Source organism: Nonomuraea sp. NPDC049625 (assembly GCF_040675285.1).
Lineage (GTDB): Bacteria > Actinomycetota > Actinomycetes > Streptosporangiales > Streptosporangiaceae > Nonomuraea > Nonomuraea angiospora_A.
This window is the reverse complement of sequence record NZ_JBFAOQ010000023.1, coordinates 127,034-148,040: the sequence shown is the minus strand read 5'-3', so window position 1 is coordinate 148,040 and position 21,007 is coordinate 127,034. Positions and strand designations below refer to the sequence as shown.

Annotated in this window: 16 protein-coding genes; 3 read left to right on the top strand and 13 right to left on the bottom strand. The window is 73.0% G+C overall.

All coding sequences use genetic code 11. The features are described from left to right. Positions 1 to 152 precede the first annotated feature (152 nt). Positions 153 to 2,969: a BTAD domain-containing putative transcriptional regulator gene (locus tag AB0J87_RS56375; RefSeq protein WP_363982777.1), complete on the top strand. Its 2,817-nt coding sequence runs from the start codon at positions 153 to 155 to the stop codon at positions 2,967 to 2,969. Positions 2,970 to 2,997: 28 nt separating this feature from the next. On the opposite strand, the gene AB0J87_RS56370 is transcribed toward AB0J87_RS56375, so the two are convergent. The 10 genes from AB0J87_RS56370 to AB0J87_RS56325 form a co-directional block, all read right to left on the bottom strand. Further along, positions 2,998 to 3,402 carry a penicillin acylase family protein gene (locus AB0J87_RS56370; protein WP_363982774.1) on the bottom strand — a complete coding sequence of 135 codons (405 nt, stop codon included), beginning with the start codon at positions 3,400 to 3,402 and terminating at the stop codon, positions 2,998 to 3,000. After that, on the bottom strand, positions 3,342 to 5,300 hold the full coding sequence (locus AB0J87_RS56365) for a penicillin acylase family protein (RefSeq protein WP_363982771.1): 1,959 nt from the start codon (positions 5,298 to 5,300) through the stop codon (positions 3,342 to 3,344). The genes AB0J87_RS56370 and AB0J87_RS56365 overlap by 61 nt, the downstream gene beginning before the upstream one ends. A gap of 8 nt (positions 5,301 to 5,308) precedes the next feature. Then, positions 5,309 to 7,522: an FtsX-like permease family protein gene (locus tag AB0J87_RS56360; RefSeq protein WP_363982768.1), complete on the bottom strand. Its 2,214-nt coding sequence runs from the start codon at positions 7,520 to 7,522 to the stop codon at positions 5,309 to 5,311. Beyond that, positions 7,519 to 8,211: an ABC transporter ATP-binding protein gene (locus AB0J87_RS56355; protein WP_363982765.1), complete on the bottom strand. Its 693-nt coding sequence runs from the start codon at positions 8,209 to 8,211 to the stop codon at positions 7,519 to 7,521. Before AB0J87_RS56355 ends, AB0J87_RS56360 begins: the two co-directional genes overlap by 4 nt. Next, positions 8,208 to 8,735 (bottom strand): PadR family transcriptional regulator, encoded by a 528-nt coding sequence (locus AB0J87_RS56350; protein ID WP_350733046.1) that lies wholly within the window; start codon positions 8,733 to 8,735, stop codon positions 8,208 to 8,210. Before AB0J87_RS56350 ends, AB0J87_RS56355 begins: the two co-directional genes overlap by 4 nt. Positions 8,736 to 8,814: 79 nt before the next feature. Further along, positions 8,815 to 9,519, bottom strand: a complete 705-nt coding sequence (locus AB0J87_RS56345; protein WP_363982761.1) for a GNAT family N-acetyltransferase — start codon at positions 9,517 to 9,519, stop codon at positions 8,815 to 8,817. A 61-nt stretch (positions 9,520 to 9,580) separates the two neighbouring features. Next, the gene (locus tag AB0J87_RS56340) at positions 9,581 to 10,525 is read right to left on the bottom strand and encodes an NAD(P)H-binding protein (RefSeq protein WP_363982758.1); all 945 of its coding nucleotides are present in this window, start codon (positions 10,523 to 10,525) and stop codon (positions 9,581 to 9,583) included. A 115-nt stretch (positions 10,526 to 10,640) separates the two neighbouring features. Further along, complete coding sequence (locus AB0J87_RS56335; RefSeq protein ID WP_363982755.1) at positions 10,641 to 11,918, bottom strand: hypothetical protein; 1,278 nt, start codon at positions 11,916 to 11,918, stop codon at positions 10,641 to 10,643. Positions 11,919 to 11,996: 78 nt separating this feature from the next. Continuing rightward, complete coding sequence (locus AB0J87_RS56330; RefSeq protein WP_363982872.1) at positions 11,997 to 12,701, bottom strand: SDR family oxidoreductase; 705 nt, start codon at positions 12,699 to 12,701, stop codon at positions 11,997 to 11,999. After that, the gene (locus tag AB0J87_RS56325; protein WP_363982752.1) at positions 12,596 to 13,276 is read right to left on the bottom strand and encodes a helix-turn-helix domain-containing protein; all 681 of its coding nucleotides are present in this window, start codon (positions 13,274 to 13,276) and stop codon (positions 12,596 to 12,598) included. Before AB0J87_RS56325 ends, AB0J87_RS56330 begins: the two co-directional genes overlap by 106 nt. 188 nt (positions 13,277 to 13,464) lie before the next feature. On the opposite strand from AB0J87_RS56325, the gene AB0J87_RS56320 reads away from it, so the two are divergent. Then, entirely contained in the window at positions 13,465 to 14,445 is a 981-nt protein-coding gene (locus tag AB0J87_RS56320; RefSeq protein ID WP_363982749.1) for an aldo/keto reductase, read from the top strand. Between the two features lie 16 nt (positions 14,446 to 14,461). Here AB0J87_RS56320 and AB0J87_RS56315 read toward each other — a convergent pair whose 3' ends face one another. Then, positions 14,462 to 15,610: an aminotransferase class V-fold PLP-dependent enzyme gene (locus AB0J87_RS56315; RefSeq protein ID WP_363982746.1), complete on the bottom strand. Its 1,149-nt coding sequence runs from the start codon at positions 15,608 to 15,610 to the stop codon at positions 14,462 to 14,464. A gap of 82 nt (positions 15,611 to 15,692) precedes the next feature. Between AB0J87_RS56315 and AB0J87_RS56310 the strand changes: the two genes are divergently transcribed. Next, entirely contained in the window at positions 15,693 to 17,096 is a 1,404-nt protein-coding gene (locus AB0J87_RS56310; protein WP_363982743.1) for a PLP-dependent aminotransferase family protein, read from the top strand. Here the strand turns inward: AB0J87_RS56310 and AB0J87_RS56305 are convergent. Beyond that, positions 17,086 to 19,116, bottom strand: a complete 2,031-nt coding sequence (locus AB0J87_RS56305; protein WP_363982740.1) for a S8 family serine peptidase — start codon at positions 19,114 to 19,116, stop codon at positions 17,086 to 17,088. The two genes, AB0J87_RS56310 and AB0J87_RS56305, sit on opposite strands and share 11 nt — an antisense overlap. A 138-nt stretch (positions 19,117 to 19,254) precedes the next feature. Beyond that, complete coding sequence (locus tag AB0J87_RS56300) at positions 19,255 to 20,880, bottom strand: phospholipase A2 (protein ID WP_363982737.1); 1,626 nt, start codon at positions 20,878 to 20,880, stop codon at positions 19,255 to 19,257. Positions 20,881 to 21,007: the final 127 nt, after the last annotated feature.

Genomic DNA, 21,007 nt, shown 5'->3' with positions numbered 1-21,007 from the left:
GGGGTATATCTACCGAGTATAACTACCCAGAGCGCACGACCCCTTGCTCCACTCGCGCGAGCGGTGGTGCGGGGCGCCCCGCGGCATGCGAGCATCCAGACGGGGTCGCGACCCCCGGATGATGAGCCGGTCTCTGGAGGGTTGAGGGAAGCGTGCTACGAGTCGATTTCGGCGTGCTGGGGGAGATCTGCGCCTGGGCCGACGGCCAGGCGATCGAGCTGGGGCCGGCCAGGCAGCGAAGCGTGCTGGCGGCGCTGCTGGTGAAGGTCAACCAGCCGGTGTCCCTCGACCAGCTGACCGACTGCGTATGGGGGGAGGATCCGCCCCGGCGGCCGACCGCGACCCTGCAGAGCTACCTGTCCCGGCTGCGTACGTCCCTGCCGGCGGCCTGGGACGGCGGCATCCGCCGCAGCGGCGGCGGCTACCTGCTGCGGGCCGACGAGAGCGCGGTGGACCTGCACCGCTTCCGTGACCTGCGGAACCGGGCCCGCACGAGCGACGACGCCACCGCCGAACGCCTGTACGAGCAGGCGCTGGACCTGTGGCGCGGCGAACCCTTCGCCGACCTGGACACCTCGTGGGCGAGGGCCCAGCGGCACGTCCTGCAGGGCGAGCGGCTGGCCGCGCGCCTGGCCTACCACGACGTACGGCTGCGCCGCGGCGGCCACGCCGCGCTCCTCGGCCCCCTGGAGTCCCTGGCGGCCGAACACCCGCTGGACGAGCGGCCGGCCGCCCAGCTGATCCTCGCCCTGTACCGCAGCGGCCGCCAGGGCGAGGCCTTCCAGCAGTACGAGCGGATCCGCAAGCGGCTGGCCGCCGACCTCGGCGTGGACCCCGGCCCCGACCTGCGGCTCCTGCACCACCAGATGCTCACCGCCGCGGTGGCACCCGCCCCCGCCGAGTCCGCCCCCGCGCCTCCCGCGCCCACGCCTCCACCCGCCGGGATCATGGTGCCGCGCCAGTTGCCCGCGCCGCCGCCGGTGTTCGTCGGACGCCCGCGCGAGCTGGCCACCCTGGACGACGCGCTGACCGGCGACGGCAGGGACCGGGTGGCGATGATCTCCGCCATCGGCGGGTACGGCGGCATCGGCAAGACCTGGCTGGCCCTGTACTGGGCGCACCACCACGTGGACCGCTTCCCGGACGGGCAGATCTACCTGGACCTGCGCGGATTCGACGCCGGGAACGCGCCGATGCCGGTGGAGACGGCCCTGCGCCTGCTGATCGGCGCGCTCGGCGCGGATCCCGCCGCCGTCCCGCAGCGGCCGGAGGAGCAGACCGCGCTCTACCGCAGCCTGACGGCCCGCAAACGCCTGCTGATCGTGCTCGACAACGCCCGCGACACCGCCCAGGTCGTCCCCCTGCTGCCGGGCACGCCCTCCTGCACCGTGCTGGTCACCAGCCGCAACCAGCTCCCCGGGCTGATCGCCGGCCACGACGCCCGCCACGTGCCGCTGGACGTGCTCGACGCCGCCGAAGCCCGCCGGCTGCTGGTGCACCACCTGGGGCCCGAGCGGGTCGACGCCGAGCCGGAGGCGGTGGCCGCCCTGGTGGAGCGCTGTGCCGGGCTGCCGCTGGCGCTGAGCATCATCGCGGCCCGCGCCCAGATGAGCCCGTGGCTCCCGCTCGCGTCCCTGGCCGAGGAACTGCGCGCGGAGTCCACCCGCCTCGACGCGCTGGACGCCGGCGAGCTGTCGGCGGACCTGCGGACCGTGTTCGCCGCCTCGTACCGCGCGCTGGAGCCGGAGGCGGCCCGGCTGTTCCGATTACTGGCCCTGCACCCGGGACCGGACATCCCGCCGCCCGCCGCGGCCGGCCTCCTGGGCACGGACGCCCGGCGGCCCATGGCCGGGCTGGTCCGCGCGCACCTGGTCACCGAGCACGCTCCCGGCCGCTTCGCCCTCCACGACCTGCTGCGCGACTACGCGGCCGAACGGGCGTACGCCGAGGACACCGAGGCCGAGCGCGACGCGGCGCTGCGCCGCCTGCTCGACCACTACCTGCACACCGCGCACGCGGCGGCCCTGCTGTTCTACCCGAACCGGCGGGCGATCCAGCTGACCGAACCCCTCGCCCCCGGCGCCGTCCCGGTCGTCCTGCGCGACCACCAGCAGGCCGCCGACTGGCTCGCCGCCGAGATCCAGGCGCTGCTGTGGGCGGTCAGGCGGGCCGCCGACGCCGGGCTGGCCACGCACGCCTGGCAGCTGGCCTGGTCGCTGGCCGACTACCTCAACCGCCAGGGACGCCGGCAGGACATCCTCACCACGCAGCAGGCCGCCCTGGACGCCGCCCGGGACCAGGACGACCTCGTCGGGCAGTGCCGGGCGCACCAGATCATCGCCCGCACCCATCTGCGGCTCGGCCGCTACGACGACGCCCGCGTCCAGCTCGATCACGCGCTCGACCTGGCCACCCGGCTCGGCGACCTGGCGCTCCAGGCTCGCGCGAACCACAGCCTCACCATGGTGTTCAGCGCTCAGGAGCGCCACAGCGAGGCCCTCGCGCACGCCCAGCGGGCACTTGAGCTGTACCGGGACCTGGGCGACAAGAGCAGCACCGCCGACATTCTCAACTCCGTCGGCTGGGAGCACGCCGAACTCGGGCATCACCGCGAGGCGGTCGACCACTGCGAGCAGGCCGTGGCCCTGTTCGAGTCGCTCGGCGACCCGTACGGCCAGGCGGCCGCCCTGGACAGCCTGGGCTACGCCTACCACCGCGCCGGCGACCACGACCGGGCCGCCGGCCGCTACCGGCACGCTCTGCGGCTGTTCCGGGAGGTGGGGGACCGCGGGGAGGAGGCGGCGTGCCTGCTCAACCTCGGCGACACCCACCGGTCCGCCGGTGACGAGGCGGCGGCCCGCCGGGAGTGGCGGGCCGCGCTGGACATCCTCGACGAGCTCGACCGGCCCGGCGACGATCCGGTACGGAGCAGGCTCGCCGCCCGCCTCGGCCTCACCGGGGACCGCTGAAGGCTCGGTGAGGTCCCCGCCGACCGGATCACCCGCGCACGGTGGAGGTCCTCAGCTTCGGGTCGGCGGCGATCTCGGCCTCGGTGAACCGCTCGGTGACCCACTGGCCGCGCGAGAACAGGACCGTCTGGTCGGTGTGGTGCGGCGAGCTGGGGTCGGCCGAGAGCGAATAGGTGAGGATGGTCCGCGTACGCGGCCCGGCGGGGGTGAGCTCGACGGCCATCATGAAGGTCGAACCGGTGTCCACCTCCGGGTAGCGCCCGTCGGCGCCGAGGATGCCGCGCATGCGTACCCGGTCGAAGCAGCCCTCCCCTTCGGTGCAGCCGGGGATCGGGATCGAGGAGTAGCGCTGCGCCTGGCCCGGGGTGAGCGTCAGGGGGATGCCGCCGGCCTGGAAGGCGGCCACGGCGTCGGCCAGGGCCAGCCGTACCACCGGGTCGTCGCTCTTGAGACCCCGGGGGGTGGCCAGCGGGCGCGCGGGATCGAACGGCACCCGCCACGGGCTGTAGACGGGCTCTCCCGGTTTGGTGGGGCGCCCCAGCCGCCCGAAGAACTCGCGCCACAGGATGGCCCCCGGCCGTCCAGGGTGGCCCGCCCGTTCCACTTGAGCAGTGTCCGGCAGGCCCCGCGCACGTCCACCGGCTTGCCGCCGGACGTGGTCAGGGTGCTGTCACGGCACAGCTTCGGCAGGTCCGGGCGCATGAGCTCGAAGGTGTAATTGCGCTTGCCCTGCACGCTCGCCTGCAGCGTCTCCAGGGTGAAGCCGGGAGCGCCGAGCCCGTCGGCGCCGGACAGCCGCTGGGCGATCATGTCCAGGCTGACGCGCGGGCGCGGCTCCAGATCGGTACGCGCCTTGCCGAACGCCCGCGGGTAGCCGGTCAGCGGCGCCGACGGGTTCGTCATCCAGAAGGTGTTGTTGGAGTTGGCCACGTAGTCGCTGCGGGTCAGCCTCGGCCGGGCGCCGGGCCCGAAGACGCCGGGCACGACGGCGTCGCGGTCCCTGCCCCACAGGCACGCGGAGGTCGAGCCGTCCAGGACGTACTCCTCCAGGCCCGGGATGGGGGAGGGCTTGCCGCAGCGCTCCGCCTGGGCGTCGGTGACGTGGGGGACCATCGAGGTGTCGGCGAAGTAGGCGCTCCCGCCGACGTCGGTGGCGAGCGTGTGGACGAACGGCATGCCCTGGTAGGTGTTCTGGGTGGCGCGCAGCTGGGTGAGGTTCCGGGCCCTGGCCATCGCCAGCCACTCGTCGGCCGCGCGCAGGTTGTCGGCGTTGGCGTCGGCCAGCGCGTAGGCGACCTTGCCGGTCTGCCCGGCGGCCAGCACCGGGCCGTAGCGCGAGGTGTAGAGCGTGTGTTCCACGACGGTGCCGTCCTGGAGGGTGACCTGCACCTCCTGGCGGCCCATCGGCTCGGTCCGGCCGTCCACCCGGTAGCTGGTGCGGTCCACGAGGTCGAGCCGGTAGAGGTTGAACCGCTGGGCGTGGGAGACCGTGTGGGTCCAGGCCGTGGTCGCGTTGTGGCCGATCTCGACGACCGGCGTGCCGTACAGGCTGCCGCCGGAGATGTCGAGCACGCCGGGGATGGTCAGCTGCACCTGGTAGAAGCGGCGGATCCCGTTCCAGGGGAAGTGCGGGTCGGCCAGCACCATGCCGTGGCCGTCCCGGGTCGCCCGGCGGCCGAGCGCCCAGGCGTTGCTGCCCGCGGCGGGCCTGCGCTCCGGCCCCTCGGCCTCGGCTTCCCCGACGACGTACTCCTTCATCCCGGCGATGCCGGTCATCCGGCTGAGGTCGAGCAGGTTGTTCCACAGGTCGGTCGCGGTGATGGGGCCGACCCAGGCCTTGCCCCGGCAGGTGGGATCCGGCAGGTTCGCCACGCCGGTCTGCTCCAGGTAGCGGTTGTACCCGGCGACGTAGCCGTCCACGAGCCGGCGCAGCTCGCCGGTCGGGCCCAGCGGCGATCGCCGGGCCAGCAGCCGAGGCACCACGCCGGAGTCGGCGACGCTCTTGTAGTAAACGTCGCTGACCAGGTTGGCGACCGGGCGGACCGGGTCGTCGGACTTCGCCTGAGGGCCGAAGTACCGGGACCTTTCGCCCCGTAACGTCACCACCCAGGAGGCCAGCACGCAGAGGTTGTCCTGCGCGAAGGCGTAGCCGTACCCGAATCCGAGCCCGCCGTAGTCCTTGGCGGATATGTGGGGAATGCCGTACTCGGTGCGCCGGATCTCGGCGGCGTAGCGGCCGTCGTCCGCCAGGGCGGGCGCGTCGGTGCGCACCACCACCATGACGGCTGCGACCAGGGCCAGCGCGATCAGCGCGGCCGATTTCAGCTTCATCGCAACTCCTATTCGAAACGCGCGTTGTCGGGCGCGGTCATGCGCCTGAGCAGCGGGAGGGCGGTGAGGATCACCAGGAGGGAGGCGGCCAGGCCGCCGCCTAGGGAGGCGAAGTAGACCGGCCCGGGCATCGCGAGCGAGGCGCCCTTCATCGCGAGCTGGCCGATGAGCGGCTCGGCCACGGCGAAGCCGGCGCCGGCGGCGAGCACGGCGGCCAGGACGAGCGGCAGCGCCGACTCCAGCAGCACCACCGTGGCCAGGGTCCGCGTGGGCGTGCCGGCCAGCCGCAGCAGCGTGAACGGCTGCCTGCGCTCGACCAGGCCGCCGCCGACCGCCACCACGAGGCTGCAGCCGCCCGCGACCAGGGTGAGCGCGACCATGGCCAGCGCGATGCTCTCCGCCCTGGTGTACAGGTCGGCCCTGACCTGGGCGACCTCGGCGAAGGTCATCGGCGCCTGCGCGGAGTAGCCGGCCACCAGGGTGCGCAGGCGCTCCAGCGTCGCCGCGTCGCCCGTACGGATCATGACGGCCATCAGATCGAGCCCGGCGGCGGAGGCGGACTCGCTGGCCGGTCCGGCCACCGGGAGGAGCTTGTCGATGGTGAGGGGATTGTCGGCGCCGACGACGCGGTCGAACCGGCCCAGCACCGCCTGCGCGCCCGCGGGGCACCGGCCGAGCACGGGGAAGCGGGCCAGGTTCGAGCACTCGACGACGGAGGTCGCGGGCGGCGAGCCGTCGGGCGGCGGGCGCAGGCTCTCCAGATCAGCCCTGGCGTAGATCGGCAGCACGTCCACGCCGGGCTGGGCGCGCACCTGGGCGAGCAGGTCCGCCGCCGCCCGCGGCGACAGGCTCGCGATGCCCGGCCGCCAGAGCGTGGCGCCCAGCACGTCGTTGAGCGTGCCGCCGGCCACGGCCCGCTGGCCCGCCACCACCGTGGGCACGAGGGCCGCGATCGTCGTCCCGATGAACACCGCCAGCACCAGCCCGCTCACCGACCTGAACGCGGTCTTCGGGTCGGCGGCCAGGCGCTGCGCGGCCAGCAGCGTCGCCGCGCCGCGGGTCAGCCGGGCGGCCAGGCGCGCGCCGAGCATCGTCAGCCACGGCCCGGCCAGCACGAGCCCGGCCATGACGAGCGCGATCCCCGCGTTGGCCAGCAGGGTGTCGGGTTTGCCGTCCTTGAACGCCGGACCCGCGAGCAGCCCCAGCCCGGCGAGCAGCGGGATCACCCGCCACGCTCTCGGCGGCGGCAGGGCGGCCTTCCTGGCCACGCCGAGCGGTGAGATCCGCACCCGGCGCAGCGACCACAGGGAGGAGCCCGCCGCGACGACGGGCACGCAGGCGAGCACGGCCGCGTACTGCCAGAGGCTCGGGACGGCCAGCTCGGGGAAGAAGCGCGAACCGGTGATCCGGATCCCGGCCACGACCGGCCGTACGAGCTGGAAGAGCACGACGCCGGCCAGCGCGCCGAGCAGCGCGCCCAGCGCGGCGTCCACCGCGGCGAGGATGTTGATCTGCCGGGAGGTGGCGCCGACCAGCCGGATCGCCGCGAAGCGCGTCTCGCGGCGGGCGGCGGCCAGCCGGGTGGCGGTGCCCACCAGCACCAGCAGCGGGACGATCAGCCCGACGGCGGCGATGCCGAACCCGAACCGGTAGACGTCCGCGCTCCGGTCGACCGCCGGCTCGGTGGCGACCGTGTCGACCCGCCGGGTGCCGATCATGGCGGCGACCTGCTGCGGCGTCCCGCCCACCACGATGACCAGCTCGTCGGGCCCAGACAGCGCGGCCCGGCCGATCAGGCCCGCCCGCGTCCCGGGGAAGCGGGCGGCGAGTTGCTCGCGCGGCGCCGAGTCCAGGAGCCGGGCCAGCGCGGGCGAGGCGTAGTACTGGCCGGGGCCGGGCATGCGGGACAGGCCGGGGATGACCGGCGCCCGGCCGCCGAGCGCGGCGGCGTCGAGCCTGGTGATCGTCCGGCCCGCGTAGAAGTCCTCGCGGAGGTTCCACAGAGCGCCGTCGCCGGTGGCGTCCAGGGCCCAGCCGCTGGGCGCCGTGCCGCGCGCGCACTCCCAGCAGGGCCGGTCGCCGGTGGCCTGGAAGGCGTTGAACAGCGACAACGTCGCCAGCAGCACCGCGACGCCGACCGCCACCCCGGCCACGATCAGCGCCAGCCGGGCCGCCGTCTCCCTGCCGCTGCGCAGCGACAGCCGCAGCCCCAGCGAGATCATCGGAGGACCCCGCCGGCGTACGGGTCGGTCACCTTGCCGTCGCGCACCACGACCTCGCGGTCGGCGCAGGCGGCCACCCGGGCGTCGTGCGTCACCACGATCACGGTGGCGCCCTCCTCGCGGGCCAGGCCCACCAGCAGGTTCATCACGTGCTCGCCGGTGAGCGAGTCGAGCGCGCCGGTCGGCTCGTCGGCGAAGATCACGCGCGGCCCCGTCACCAGCGCCCGCGCGATGGCCACCCGCTGCGCCTGCCCGCCCGACAGCTCCCCGGTACGCCGGCCGCCCAGCCCGGCCAGTTCCAGCCGCTCCAGCCAGGACGCGGCCCGCGCGTACGCCTGCTTGCGTCTGGTACGGCCGAGCAGCAGCGGCAGCGCCACGTTGTCGGCCACCGTCAGCTCGGGCACGAGCTGGCCGAACTGGAAGACGAACCCGAAGGCGGTGCGCCGCAGCTCGCTGCGGCGGCCGTCGTCCAGCGTGTCGAGCCGCCGCCCGTCGAACCACACCTCGCCGGTGTCCGGGGTGAAGATCCCGGCCAGGCAGTGCAGCAGCGTCGACTTGCCGGAACCGCTGGGCCCCATGATGGCCAGGACCTCGCCCGCGGCCACCGACAGGCCGGCCTCCCGCAGCGCGGGCGTGCTGCCGAAGGAGCGGCTGATGCCCTCGGCCCGCAGCAGAGCGTTGACGATCATCGTTCGCGCACCGTTTCCGCCAGCGCCCCCAGCCTGGCCTGGGTGACGTCGATCCACCGCAGGTCGGCCTCCAGCCGGAACAGGGCATGGTCGGCGAGGAGCGTGTCGATCAGCGCGCCGCCGCGTTTGATCTCGGACAGCTCCCGCATGCGCCGCAGATGCGTGGCGCGCTGGGCGTCGAGGTAGCCCGCCGCGTCGCGGCCCAGCATCAGCGCCAGCACGACCTTCGTGAACAGCACCGTCTGCAGGTACGGCTCGGCCTCGACCGGTTCGGCCAGCCACCTCTCGACCTCGCTCCGGCCGACCGGGGTGATGGCATAGCGCTTGCGGTCGGGGCCGTCGCCCGGCTCGCTCTGCCCGGCCGCGATCTTGCCGTCCCTGACCAGGCGGGCGAGCGTGGAGTACACCTGGCCGAACGGCAGGGACTTGCCCCCGCCGAAGTAGGTGTCGTAGTCGCGTTTCAGGTCGTAACCATGGCTCGGCTCCCGCTCCAGGAGGCCGAGCAGCGCAAGGGGAACGCTCATGCCCGGAGACTATACTCTGAGGGTATATCCGCGGCGTATAAACACTCGAGCTCGCCGGATCCTCGGCCTGTGGGCGGTCCTAGAGGCGGATGCTGATCTGCGCGCCGTGCTCGCGGAAGCCGAGCGCGCGGGCGACGCGCCGCGACGGCTCCGGACGTGCCCGCCACTGCGGCAGCAGCCCGGTCGCCAGCGCGTCGGCGACCGCCGCGGAGGCCGCCAGGCGGGCCAGCCCCCGGCCGCGCCACCGCGGCGCGGTCAGCACGCTCACGTGCGCGGCCGTGTCCACCCAAGGGCGGAAGCCGGCGGCGGCGAGGACCTCCCCGCCCTCGCGGACGGCGTAGGCGGCCGAGGCGATCTCCTCCAGGCCGGACTCGTCCGCCTCCTCCTGCGGCACCGATTCGAGCAGGGCCCGGATCGCCGGGTGATCGGCCGGCAGGCGTTCGACGTCAGCGACGGGCGGGGCGGCGACGAAGTCACCGGCGTCGAGGTAGGCCAGTGTCGCCGGGCCCAGGACGTCCAGGGCCGGCAGGAGGCCCGGGAGCCGGGCGAGGCCGGCGTCGCCGAGGGCCGGCAGCGCGCTCCGCACCGGCTCGGCCAGGCCGGCGCCGGGCACGGTGGCCAGGATCGCCCCGCCCAGCGCGACGACGCCCGTCCAGCCCGGCGGGCACAACGACGACCCGGGCGAGACCACGACCTTCACGTCCCCGCTCGCGGGGAACGTGACGGGGGTGCCGGTCAGGGCCGCCCACAGGTCACGCGCCTGGTCCAGCGCACTTCTCGGCATCCTCCGATGATCGCTACCGCAGGCCTCCAGGGCCAACCCGGGTGCCGTCGAAGGCTGATCGCTACCGGAGGCCCCCAGGGCCAGCCCGGGTGCCGCCGAAGAGGGCCGCGTGACCGGCGACGAAGTTCTTGACGCTCGTCGCGGGCCGTCCGGTGATGGTCTCGACGTCGTGGGTCAGGCGGGCGTAGCGGCCCCGCGCGTGCAGTCGCGCCATGGTGGAGATGTGCTCGGCCACGTGGTCCGGCAGCTTCGCCTTGCGGAGGTCCCGCTCGATCCACTCCTTCAGCGGCATGTCCACGTACGTGATGCGCCGCCCCAGGGCGGCGGAGTACTCCGCCGCCACGGCGTTCATGTCCTCCGAGCGCGGGCCGGTGAGCTCGTACACCTTGCCGACGTGCGGCGACGGGGCGGCCAGGATGGTCGCGACGACCTCCGCCACGTCGCCCGCCGCGACCGGCGAGGTCCGCGCGCCCCCGAACGGCAGGCGGATCTCGTCCCGCTCGGCTATGGAGGCGGCGGCGAAGAGGGTGAAGAAGGGGTGTTCGAGGAAGACCGTGGGCCGGACGACGACCAGCGGCAGCCCGGACCAGGTGAGCGCCTGCTCGGCGAGCCAGTGCAGCCGCTGCTGGCGTGACTCCTCCGTGCTCGTGGTGGTCATCCCGGAGACGGTCATCTGCGAGAGGTTGACGAACGCCCCGATGCCGGCGGTCTGGCGGGCCACGGTCGCCATGGTGACCGCGCCCTCCAGGTACGACGGCGAGACACTCATGCTGAAGAACACCCGGCCGACGCCGTGCATGGCGGGCACGACGTCGGCGGCGCGCGTCATGTCGGCGACGACGACCTCGGCCCCCGTGGCCCGCAGCGCCTCGGCGCGCTCGTCCTCGCGATGGACGAGCGCCCGGACCGGGAGCCCCTGGCGCCGCAGCGTCTCCACGACGGTCCGGCCGACCGCTCCGACGCTGCCGGCGGCGCCCGTGACGAGAATCGGTCTGTCCTGGGGCATCGGTCACCTCCCGGACCCACCCCAGCAAACTCGGGACGATTCCTCCATCGGGACGCCCGGCGGATGGCGATGTCGTTAATCCGGGACCATCAAGATTTCGCCAGTGGTGCTGAGTTCAGGAGGGATCGACGTCGGCGATGGCGACGGAGAAGACGACCCGTTCCTCCTCGCCCTCGGTGAGCCCCCACAGCTCGCCGGTGGCGTACCACTGTGACAGGTCCTCCGGCCGGTACGCCCAGCTCGTGTGGGCGCTGATCGTCCGGGGCGTGGTGGCGACGTTCACGGTGGCGAAGCGTCTCCTGGGGTCGGGGCCGGGGTGCGCGCCGGCCGCCATGTTGATGTAGAGGAGGTCGCCGTCGGACTGGACGCCTTGCACGTCGCTGATGGCGTCGGCGGGGTCGGCCGGGACGGTGGACACCCAGGCCTGCACGGGCGCGTTGATGAGCCGGTAGTCGCCGTCCGGGGGCGGCTGGAACCGGTAGCGGACCAGTTTGGTGCCGGCCGGGGAGCCCGTCGAGCCGCTGGAGGCCTTGTAGGTTCCGGTGATCAGGCTGGCGCCGCCGGAGCTGTGGCGGTCCAGGGAGACGTAGTCCAGGCGGATGGGGGTGATGTAGTGGCGCACCTCGGGGATGACGTACCTGTAGTCGCCGCCGCTCCCGTCCCGCTTGCGGTAGATCTTGCGGGTGTCGAACACCCGGATGGTGTTGTACGTGGAGTCGGGGCCCGAGTAGCCGTTCCAGTTGGTGCTGGAGGTCATGAACAGGTAGGGGCCGTACCAGGCCAGGCCGCCGCCGTGCCCGTACACGCGCCGCAGCTTCCCCTGGCTGTCGACCCACACGGGCAGGACGTTGCGGTAGCGGCGGTCGTCGAGGTCGACCACCGACAGGTTCACGGAGTTGGTGCGGTAGTCGGGGTTGTCCGGGTCGGGGGAGTTCAGCCAGACCCAGCTGGTGATGAGCGCCCGGTGGTCGCCGCCGATCGGGGTGCCGTCGAGCTGGGCCTCGCCCGAGGTGGCCAGCCCCTGCGGCACCCAGGGGGAGTGCGGGAGGTCCTCCTTGTCGCCCTGGGCGGCGGCGGGCCAGCAGAACCAGGAGCGGACCGGCACCCGCGGCAGATAGGCCGCCCGGGCGGCGCAGGCGGGGTCCTCGTTGCCGGGCAGCGCGACGCGGTCGGTCCCGCTGAGTGCCCCGCCGATGCCCACCTGCTCGTACTCCGCCGTGAGCGGCACGGTGTACGGGTCGGACCCGGCGCGCAGGTCGAGGCCCGTCAGGCTCAGGGGCTGGAGTGGTGCCGGGGCCGTGGTCAGGGCCGACGCGACGCCGGGTGACAGCGCGGGCGCGGCCAGGACGCACGCGGCACCTATCCGTACGAGCCAGGTCAAAGGGGTGGTCATGGAGGTGCTCCTCGTTCGACGCCGAGCTCTGCCTGAACCGTAGTGTGATCACTTCCGGGGCAGCAGACAAGATCGCGTTTACGTGAACAGCTGGCCGCCGTTGACGTCGATGGTGGCGCCGGTGAGGGCCTTGGCGTGGTCGGAGGCGAGGTAGAGGACGGCGCGGGCCACGTCCTCCTCGGTGGCGATGCGGCGCAGCGCCATCGCCGAGACGTCGCGGGCGAGGATCTCCTCGAACGGCACGCCTTCCGCCGCGGCCCGCGTGCGCATCCAGTCGTCGAGCACGTCACTGGCGATCCAGCCGGGGGCGACGCAGTTGACCCGCACCCCGTACGGGCCGAGCTCGTCGGCGAGGCAGTGGGACAGCAGGTGGGCTGCGGCCTTGCCCGCGGCGTAGTCGCTGCGCCCCGCGTAGCCCGTGCGGGAGGACATGGAGGTGATGTTGACGATCGAGCCGGAGCCCTGGGCCACCATGTGCGGCGCGATGAACCTGCAGGCCAGCAGGGTGCCGTAGCCGCCCGTCTCGACGGCCGCGCGCCAGGCCTCGAGGTCGTCGTCGGACATGTCGAGCACGTTCCTGCGGTGCGATCCGGGGAAGGCGGCGTTGACCAGCACGTCCACCCGGCCGAAGCGGTCGATCACGGTGCCGGCGAGCCGCCGTACGTCCTTTGTCCTGGTCACGTCGGCGGGCACGGCCAGCGCGCCCGGCACCTCGGCGGCGATCCGCTCGACGGTGGCCGCGGTGCGGGCGGCCACGACGACCCTGGCGCCCTCCTCGCCCAGCAGGCGCGCCAGGGTCCGCCCCAGCCCGGGGCCCGCCCCGGTGACGACCGCGACCTTGTCATCGAGCAGCACGTCCTGACTCTACCAAGCGTTTGCTCGATAGCGAGGTGCTGGGCCGGGGCGTTGCGGAGGGTGATGTTGATGCGGTTCCAGACGTTGATCGCCGAGATCGCCATGACCAGGGCGGCCAGCGCCTCCTCGTCGTAGTGGGCCGCGGCCTCCTGCCACACCGCGTCGGGGACGCCGTCGGGGTTGTCGGCGACCCGCGTGGCCGCCTCCGCGAGCGCGAGGGCGGCGCGCGCGGCCAGGCTGCGCAGGTGCTCGTGCTCGATCTCGTCCAGCAGGAGCGCGCGGGCCAGGGCGTCGACGACGGCCGGGCTGGGCCGGGTCTCCCTGCCGCGCTCCAGCCTGACGTAATAGTCGACGCTGACCCCGGCCAGGGTGGCCAGCTCCTCGCGCCGCAGGCCCGGGCCGACCGTCAGGCCGACCTCGCCCGGGGTCACCCGGGTGCGGCGTGCGCGCAGGAAACGTCCCAGCTCGCTGCCGCCACTGCCGTCCCGTTGCTCACGTGCCATACCTTCCAGTCTGCCGGGCCCTGACCTGCGCGGCGGCTGCGTTGGGGGGCCCTGTCACACCCCCGAACAGCCCGCCCTGCCGGCGCGCGCCCGCCGCGCGCAGGATGGACGGTCGAGGAGGTGTCCTCCCCCGGTGGGGGCGGCCGCCTCCCCGTCGAACTGCGGTTTCGCGAGGAAAGAGATAGCAGATGGAGTACACCCGTCTGGGGTCGTCGGGCCTGAAAGTGAGCCGGATCGCGCTCGGCTGCATGAGCTTCGGGGTGTCCGGGGAGTGGACGCCGTGGGCGCTCGACGACGAGGGGGCTGAGCCGATCTTCCGGCAGGCGGTCGAGCTCGGCGTCACCTTCTGGGACACCGCCAACGTCTACGGGATGGGCGCGTCGGAGGAGATCGTCGGGCGCGCGCTGAAGAAGTACACGCGCCGCGACGACATCGTCCTGGCGACCAAGGTGTTCTTCCCGATCCATCAGGGCCCCGGCGGCGCCGGGCTGTCCCGTAAGGCGATCATGGAGCAGATCGACGCCTCCCTGAGCCGCCTCGGCACGGACTACGTCGACCTCTACCAGATCCACCGTTTCGACCCCGAGACGCCGGTGGAGGAGACGATGGAGGCCCTGCACGACGTCGTCAAGGCGGGCAAGGCCCGTTACATCGGCGCCTCGTCGATGTGGGCCTGGCAGTTCGCCACGATGCAGCACGTCGCGCAGGCGAACGGGTGGAGCCGGTTCGTCTCCATGCAGGACCAGTACAGCCTGGTCCAGCGGGAGGAGGAGCGGGAGATGTTCGGCCTGCTCGCCGACCAGGGCGTGGGCAGCATGCCGTGGAGCCCGCTCGCCGCGGGCCTGCTCGCCCGTCCCTGGGGGGAGAAGGGCACCAGCCGCGCCGCGACCAACCCGACGACCGACCGCCAGGGCCGGCCGCTGTTCCTCGAGGGCGACAAGGCCATCGTGGACGCCGTCCAGCGGATCGCGCAGGCGCGTGGCGTCTCGATGGCGCAGGTGGCCATGGCCTGGGTGCTGAACAACCCGGTCGTCAGCGCGCCCATCGTGGGCGCCACGAAGGCGCGCCATCTGGCCGACGCGGGCGCGGCGCTGGACGTCAAGCTCACCGACGACGAGGTCACGTCACTGGAGGAGCACTACACGCCCCGCCTGCCCACGTACTTCTGAGTGCGGGCCCTCAGCCTCACCGCCGGGCGGCGGTGAGGCTGAGCTCGGCGACCGCGGCGGCGACCCGGTCCACCTCCTCCTCGGTGTTGTAGTAGTGCGGTGACAGGCGAAGGGCCCACTCCACGTCCTTGTCGCCGAAGTCGTACTGGGCGAACTCGCGGAAGCTGAGGGCGGAGTTGATCCCCCGCGCGTCCATGGCCTCCTTGAAGGGCTGCGGCTGCCAGCCTTCGATCTCGAAGGTGACCAGGGCCGCCGGCCGCGTGCCGCCATCGAGGAGCCGGACGCCGGGGACGTCCGCCAGCCGGTCACGCAGCCGGGCCGCGAGCGCGGGCGTGCGCTCGGCGATGCGGTGCACGCCGACCTGGAGGGCGTACCTGGTGGCCACCGCGCTGCCGATCACGGCCGAGTAGGGGAACTCCCAGTCCTCGAAGCGCGCGGCGGTCTCGACCGGGCGGTAGCGCCCCGGCTCGACCCAGCGGGCGCCGTACATGTCGATGAACAGCGGCTCGTAGCCGGCGCGCAGGACCCGGTCGGAGACGTAGAGGAAGCCCGAGCCGCGCGGGCCGCGCAGGAATTTGCGGCACGTGGCGGTGAGCAGGTCGCAGCCGATCTCCTCGACGTCGATCTCGTACTGGCCGACCGTCTGGCAGGCGTCCACGAGATACAGCAGGTCCAGCTCACGGCAGTGGCGGCCGATCTCGGAGACCGGCTGGACCAGGCCGGAGTTGGTGGGCACGTGGGTCACGGCGACCAGCCGGGGCCGCCGCGAGCGCATGAGCGCGGCCATCGCCTCGACGTCGACGCCGCTGCCGTCGGCGTGGTCCGGGGCGTGCACGATCTCGACGCCGAACCTCTTGCGCAGGGACAGGAAGGCGATCTGGTTGGAGATGAAGTCGTTGCGCGTGGTGAGGATGACGTCGCCGCGCTCGAACGGGATGGCGGACAGCGCCCTGGTGTAGGCGTCGGTCGCGCTCCCGGCGAAGGCGATGTTCTCGGGGGAGCAGTTGAGGAGCCCGGCCGTCGCGGCGTAGAAGTCGCGGACCTCCACCTGCCGGGCCGCGGCCGCCTCGTATCCGCCGATGGCCGCTTCGAGCCGCAGATGGGAGAGCATCGCCTCGAGCACCGGCCTGGCCAGCAGGCCGCAGCCGGCGTTGTTGAAGTGCACCACCGATTCGCAGCCCGGGGTGTCGGCTCGGAGGGATCGAAGCGTTTCCGGTGAAAAGTGGAAAGCGTTACTCTTGTCTCTCATGTCCGAGAGTAACATTACTGAGGCTCTCGTCACGAGCCTGCGGGCGGAGATCGCCGGGCTGGCCGCGGGCGACCGGCTGCCCAGCGCCCGCGACCTGGTGCGCCGCCACGGAGTGAGCCCCGTGACGGTGACGCGGGCCTTCGCCCTGCTGGCCGCCGAGGGGGCGGTGGTGACCCGGCCAGGCAGCGGCACCTTCGTCGCGGCGCGCCGCGACCGGTCCGCCGACGGCATGGGGGACACCTCCTGGCAGACGGTCGTGCTCGCGGACCGCAGCATGCCCGCGCTGACGGCGGGCGAGCTGCTCGGCCCGCCGCCCGGCGCCATCACGATGGCCGGCGGCTACCTGCACAGCTCCCTGCAGCCCGTCAAGGCACTGGCCGCCGCCCTGGCCCGCGCGGCGCGCCGCCCGGACGCGTGGGATCGCGCGCCGGTGGCCGGCCTGGCGCCGTTGCGTACGATCTTCGCCCGGCAGGCCGGCGGCGACGTCGGCTCCGACGACGTGCTGATCACCAGCGGCGGGCAGAGCGCCCTTTCCATGGTGTTCCGTGCCATCGCCGCGCCCGGCAGCCCGATCCTGGTCGAATCGCCCACCTATCCGGGCGCGCTGGTGGCCGCCCGCGCGGCGGGGCTGCGACCCGTACCCGTGCCTCTGGACGGCGACGGCATCCGGCCCGACCTGCTGGCCGACGCCTTCGCCACGACCGGGGCCCGGCTGCTGTACTGCCAGCCGACCTTCCACAACCCGACCGGCGCCGTGCTCTCGCCCGAGCGCCGCCGGCAGGTGGTCGACGTGGCCCGCGCGGCCGGCGCCTTCCTGGTCGAGGACGACTTCGCGCGCCACCTCGGGCACGGCGCGCCGGTGCCCCGCGCGCTCGTCGCCGACGACCGCGACGGCACCGTGGTCCACGTGACCTCTTTGACCAAGCCCGCCTCGCCCAGCCTGCGCATCGGCGCGGTCATCGCCAGGGGCCCGGTGATGGAACGGCTGCGCGCGATGCGGCGGGTCGACGACTTCTTCATCGCGCGCCCCCTCCAGGAGGCGGCCGTCGAGCTGCTCAGCACCCCGGCCTGGGACCGGCACCTGCGTGCCCTGGCCCACGCGCTGCGCGAACGCTGCGCCGCGCTGGTCACCGCGCTCGCCCGCGAGGTCCCCGGCTGGGTGCCCGGGCAGATCCCCACCGGAGGGCTGCACCTGTGGGTGCGGATGAGCGCGGGCCACGACCACGCCGCCGTCGAGGCGGCGCGGGCGCGGGGCGTGGTCATCAGCGCGGGCGGCGACTACTTCGCCGCGGAGGCTCCGGGCGGCTACCTGCGGCTCGGCTTCGCGGCGGCCGCCGACGTCGCCGAGCTGGTCGAGGGTGCGCGGCGGCTCGGCGGGCCGCCGCGTTCCCTCACTGGGTGAGCGTCCATCCGTTGATGTAGCCCTTGTCGCCGGATGTGACGTCTTCGACGCGGAGTTTCCAGCTGCCGCTGGCTGGTGAGGTGCTGGCGTTGACGTGATAGGTCTCGTTCAGGACGTCGGCGTCGTCCTTGGGTGCCGGTGCCCGTAGCGGGTAGGCCTTGCCGTCCGGGGCGACCAGGTCGAGCTTGAGGTCACCGCGCCAGGTGTGGTTGATCTCGACGTAGACGGTCACGTTGGAGGGGGCGTTGCCGGAGAGCCAGCCGACCACGATCTGGGAGTCCGCGCTGCCGGGGTCGGGGATGGGCACGTCGTCCCAGGCGCCGAAGCAGGGCAGCCTGATGGTCCAGCTGTCGATGTAGCCGGTGTCGAGCCATTCGACGTCCTGGGCGCGCAGCTTCCAGGTGCCCTTCACCGGGGAGGCGCTGGCGTTGACGTGATAGGTCTCGTGGATGATGTCGGCGCTGTCGTTGGGGGCGGGCGCCCGCAGCGGGTAGACCTTCCCGTCCGGGGCGATCAGGTCGGCCTTGATCTCGCCGCGCCAGGTGTGGTGGATGTCGATGTAGACCTCGATGTTGGCGGGTGCGCTGCCGATGAGGTCGTTGACCACGATCTTCGATTCCACGTAGCCGTGGTCGGGGATGGCGTAGTCGGTCCCGTTGGTGTAGTTGGGCAGCGGCCACGGGTCCGCGTCGGGGTCCGGGGTGGGGTTGGTGCCGCCGAGCACGGCGGTGTCGAGCTGGATGCGGGGGGTGGTGGCGCCGGTGTAGGTGATGACCTTGCCGGTGGACTTCAGGGTGGTCACCAGCTGGGAGACGGCGGTGGTGGGCTGGGCCTGGCGCATCACGGCCAGGGCGCCGGTGACGTGGGGGGCGGCCATGGAGGTGCCGCTCATGGAGGCGTACTTGTTGCCGGGGATGGAGGAGACGATGTCGGTGCCCGGGGCGAACAGGTCCAGCAGGGTGCCGCGGTTGCTGAACGTGGACGGGGTGTCCGTGTCGGTGGTGCTGCCGACGGCGATGGCCGAGGAGACGCAGGCCGGCGCGCTGATGCCGTCGCCGTAGCCGTTGTTGCCGGAGGCGATGACGGTGGCCACGCCGGCCGCCAGGAGGGCGTCGATGGCGGGTTTGCGGGGGTCGGAGTCGCAGGCGGCGGTGTAGCGGCCGCTGCCGAGGCTCAGGTTGGCGGCCACGATGGGGGTGCCGCCCTCCTGCAGCTCCAGGACCTTCTCCAGGCCGGCGATCTGGGCGCTGGTGAAACTGAGCACGCAGGGGGCCGCGCCGGCGCCGCAGAAGTCCTCGGAGGTGAACTTGCTGAAGACCTGGATGGCGACGAGTTCGGCGGCGGGGGCGACGCCGGCGGGCGGGGCCCCGGTGACGTTCTGGCCGTTGCCGATGGCGATGCCGGCCACGTGGGTGCCGTGGTCGCAGTCGAGGGCGACGTCGGCGCAGGGGCCGGTGTCGGTGTCGGCCGCGCCGGGTCCTTCCTGCTCGGCGTTGCCGTCGGGGCACAGGCTGGTGGCCGAGTAGTCGGCGTCGACGGGGGAGAAGCAGGCCTCTTCGAGGACGCGGCTGCCCAGGAAGGGGTGGTTGACGGCGACGCCCGTGTCCAGGACGGCGACGACGCTGCCGGCGCCGGTCATGCCCGCGGCGCGGGTGCGGTCCCCGCCGATCAGGGGGATGCTCTGGGCCAGCACCGGGGGTACGGGCTTGTCCTCGGTGACGCTGACCACGTTGGCGAGCTTGGACAGCCGGTCCACGGCCGCCGCGTCCACGCGCAGGGTGACCATGGGGAAGCGGGAGGAGGTCTGCAGGACCTGGCCGTTGGCGGAGGCGTCGGGCAGGTCGGTCCGGGACTTGGTGACCACGTTCACCCGGAGTTTGCCGCCGGCGGCCAGCTTGGTGCGCAGCTCGGGCTCCACCGTCGGCGCCGCCGCGGTGACCTGCTGGGTGGTTTGCTTCTCCAGATTCGCCGAGGCCGCGTGGGCCGGCACGCTCACGAGCGTCGTGGCCGCGAATGCCACGATGACGCAGGATAAGACCGGAAATTTCATGACATATCGCGCCTTACGTTAAGAGTTCCATGGTGACGACGCCGACATGAGGGGGTGGCCGGACGGCGATCGATCCCGCCGTCCGGCCTCTGGGGTCACAGCGAGTGGTTACGTCGCGTTCGCGCCGTTCTTGGGGTTGCCCTTGACGCGGACGGCGGCCCAGTAGACGAGGGCGATCCGCCGGCAGGCCCCGCGGACCAGGATGAAGTAACCGCCGCACACCTTGTCGCGCAGCGTGATGTAGAACCTGTTGTCCACGTCGGCCTTGCGGCTGCGGTCGAGGTAGTACTTGTACTTCTTGTACGTGTTGCCGATCAGCCCGTACCCGTAGTCGTGCGAGTCACAGGCCGGCCGGTAGTCGAAGCCGCTGGGGCGGTCCGGAGCCTGCGTGCAGTGGTCGTGGTTGATGCCCATGACCTTGAAGCCGCTGGCGGTCCGCTTCCAGCTCGGGCTGTGCCAGCCGTAGTGCGCCGCGTAGGCCATGCAGCCGATCTTGGTCCACCACATCCAGTCCTTGGCCGTGGGGCAGTACTTCGGATAGGCCTGCGTGCCGTCGATGCCGCCCGGGATGAAGTCGCCCGGCGGCGGCTCCGGGGTCACGGGGCTGGGGATCCCTCCCGAGCCCTCGATCGGCGTGTCGGCGGTCGGCCGGTCGGCGTCGACGGAGGTCGCCTGGGGGACCGCGCTGCCCGCCGGGAAGCTCAGCTGCCACGCGCCGTTGCTGCGCGAGTCGATCGACGTCAGGCGGCCGATCTCGTCGTAGGCGTAGGTCGCCTGGGTGGTGCCGTCGCTGGGGTCGGACACCGTGCGCAGCAGCCCGGACAGGTCGTACGCGTAGCGGGCCGCGGTCTGCGGCGCCTCGGTGCCGAGGGTGACCGTGACCTCCTTGAGCCGGCCCGTGAAGTCGCCGAGCGAGGAGGTGCCGGCCGTGGTCGACGTGGCGTAGGTGAACGCGAGGGTGGTCTCGGGGGCTTCGGCCCCGGCCGGTTCCTTGATGGTGCTGATGCGGCCCTGGGTGTCGTAGCCGACCGTCGACTTGCCGTACGCGGTGGTGCCGACGCTGGTCACCCGCCAGGTGTCGGTGCTCTGCAGGCCCGCCGGCTGCGCCCAGGTGTAGTTGAACTTGAGGTCGGCCGCGCTGACGGGGTTGCCGTTGGCGTCGGTGAAGGTGTCGTCACCGGCGTCCTGGGTGGTCGGATCCACCGTGATCGCCTCGGCCATCGTGGTACGCATCGCGCCGGCGGTCGCGTCCCACTTGGTCGTCTCGGTGAGCTTGGCGCCGGTGGCGTCCTCGTAGGTGTTGATGCCGCCGCCGCCCGGCAGCGAGACGCTGCTCTTCAGGTCGTAGCGGGTCGAACCCCCTTCTTCCAGGTCCGTGACGACGACGGCGCCGTTCTGGACCTCCAGCTTCCGGTTGATCGCCCCGCCGAGGAACTCCCCTTGCCAGCCGGGCCCGAAGACGGCCAGCTCGGGGCGGGTGGCGGGGGCCGACTGCGGCCGGGCCAGATCACCGTTGGCCGCGGCCACGCCGTGCCGGCGGCCGATCGCGGCGAAGGACACGTCCGATTCGGCGATCTTGAAGGTGCCGGAGTCGGCGAAGTACTGACCGGGGCCGACCTCCTGAACCTCGGCCGGGGGCGGCTCGGCGACGGTGGAGGTGGAGGCGGAGGCCTCGGGAGAGAGGAAGGGGATCAGCACCGCCGAAAGGGCGACGGCGGTCGTTAATCGGCGCAATTGGGCCTCCCGAGTGCGCGGGTGAGTGATTTGATCACCTGGACAGTAGATGATCGGAATTCACTCCACAAGGGTCTGGACAGCCATTCGGATCGGTGCTCAAATCGCATTCGGAGTCGCACCCTTC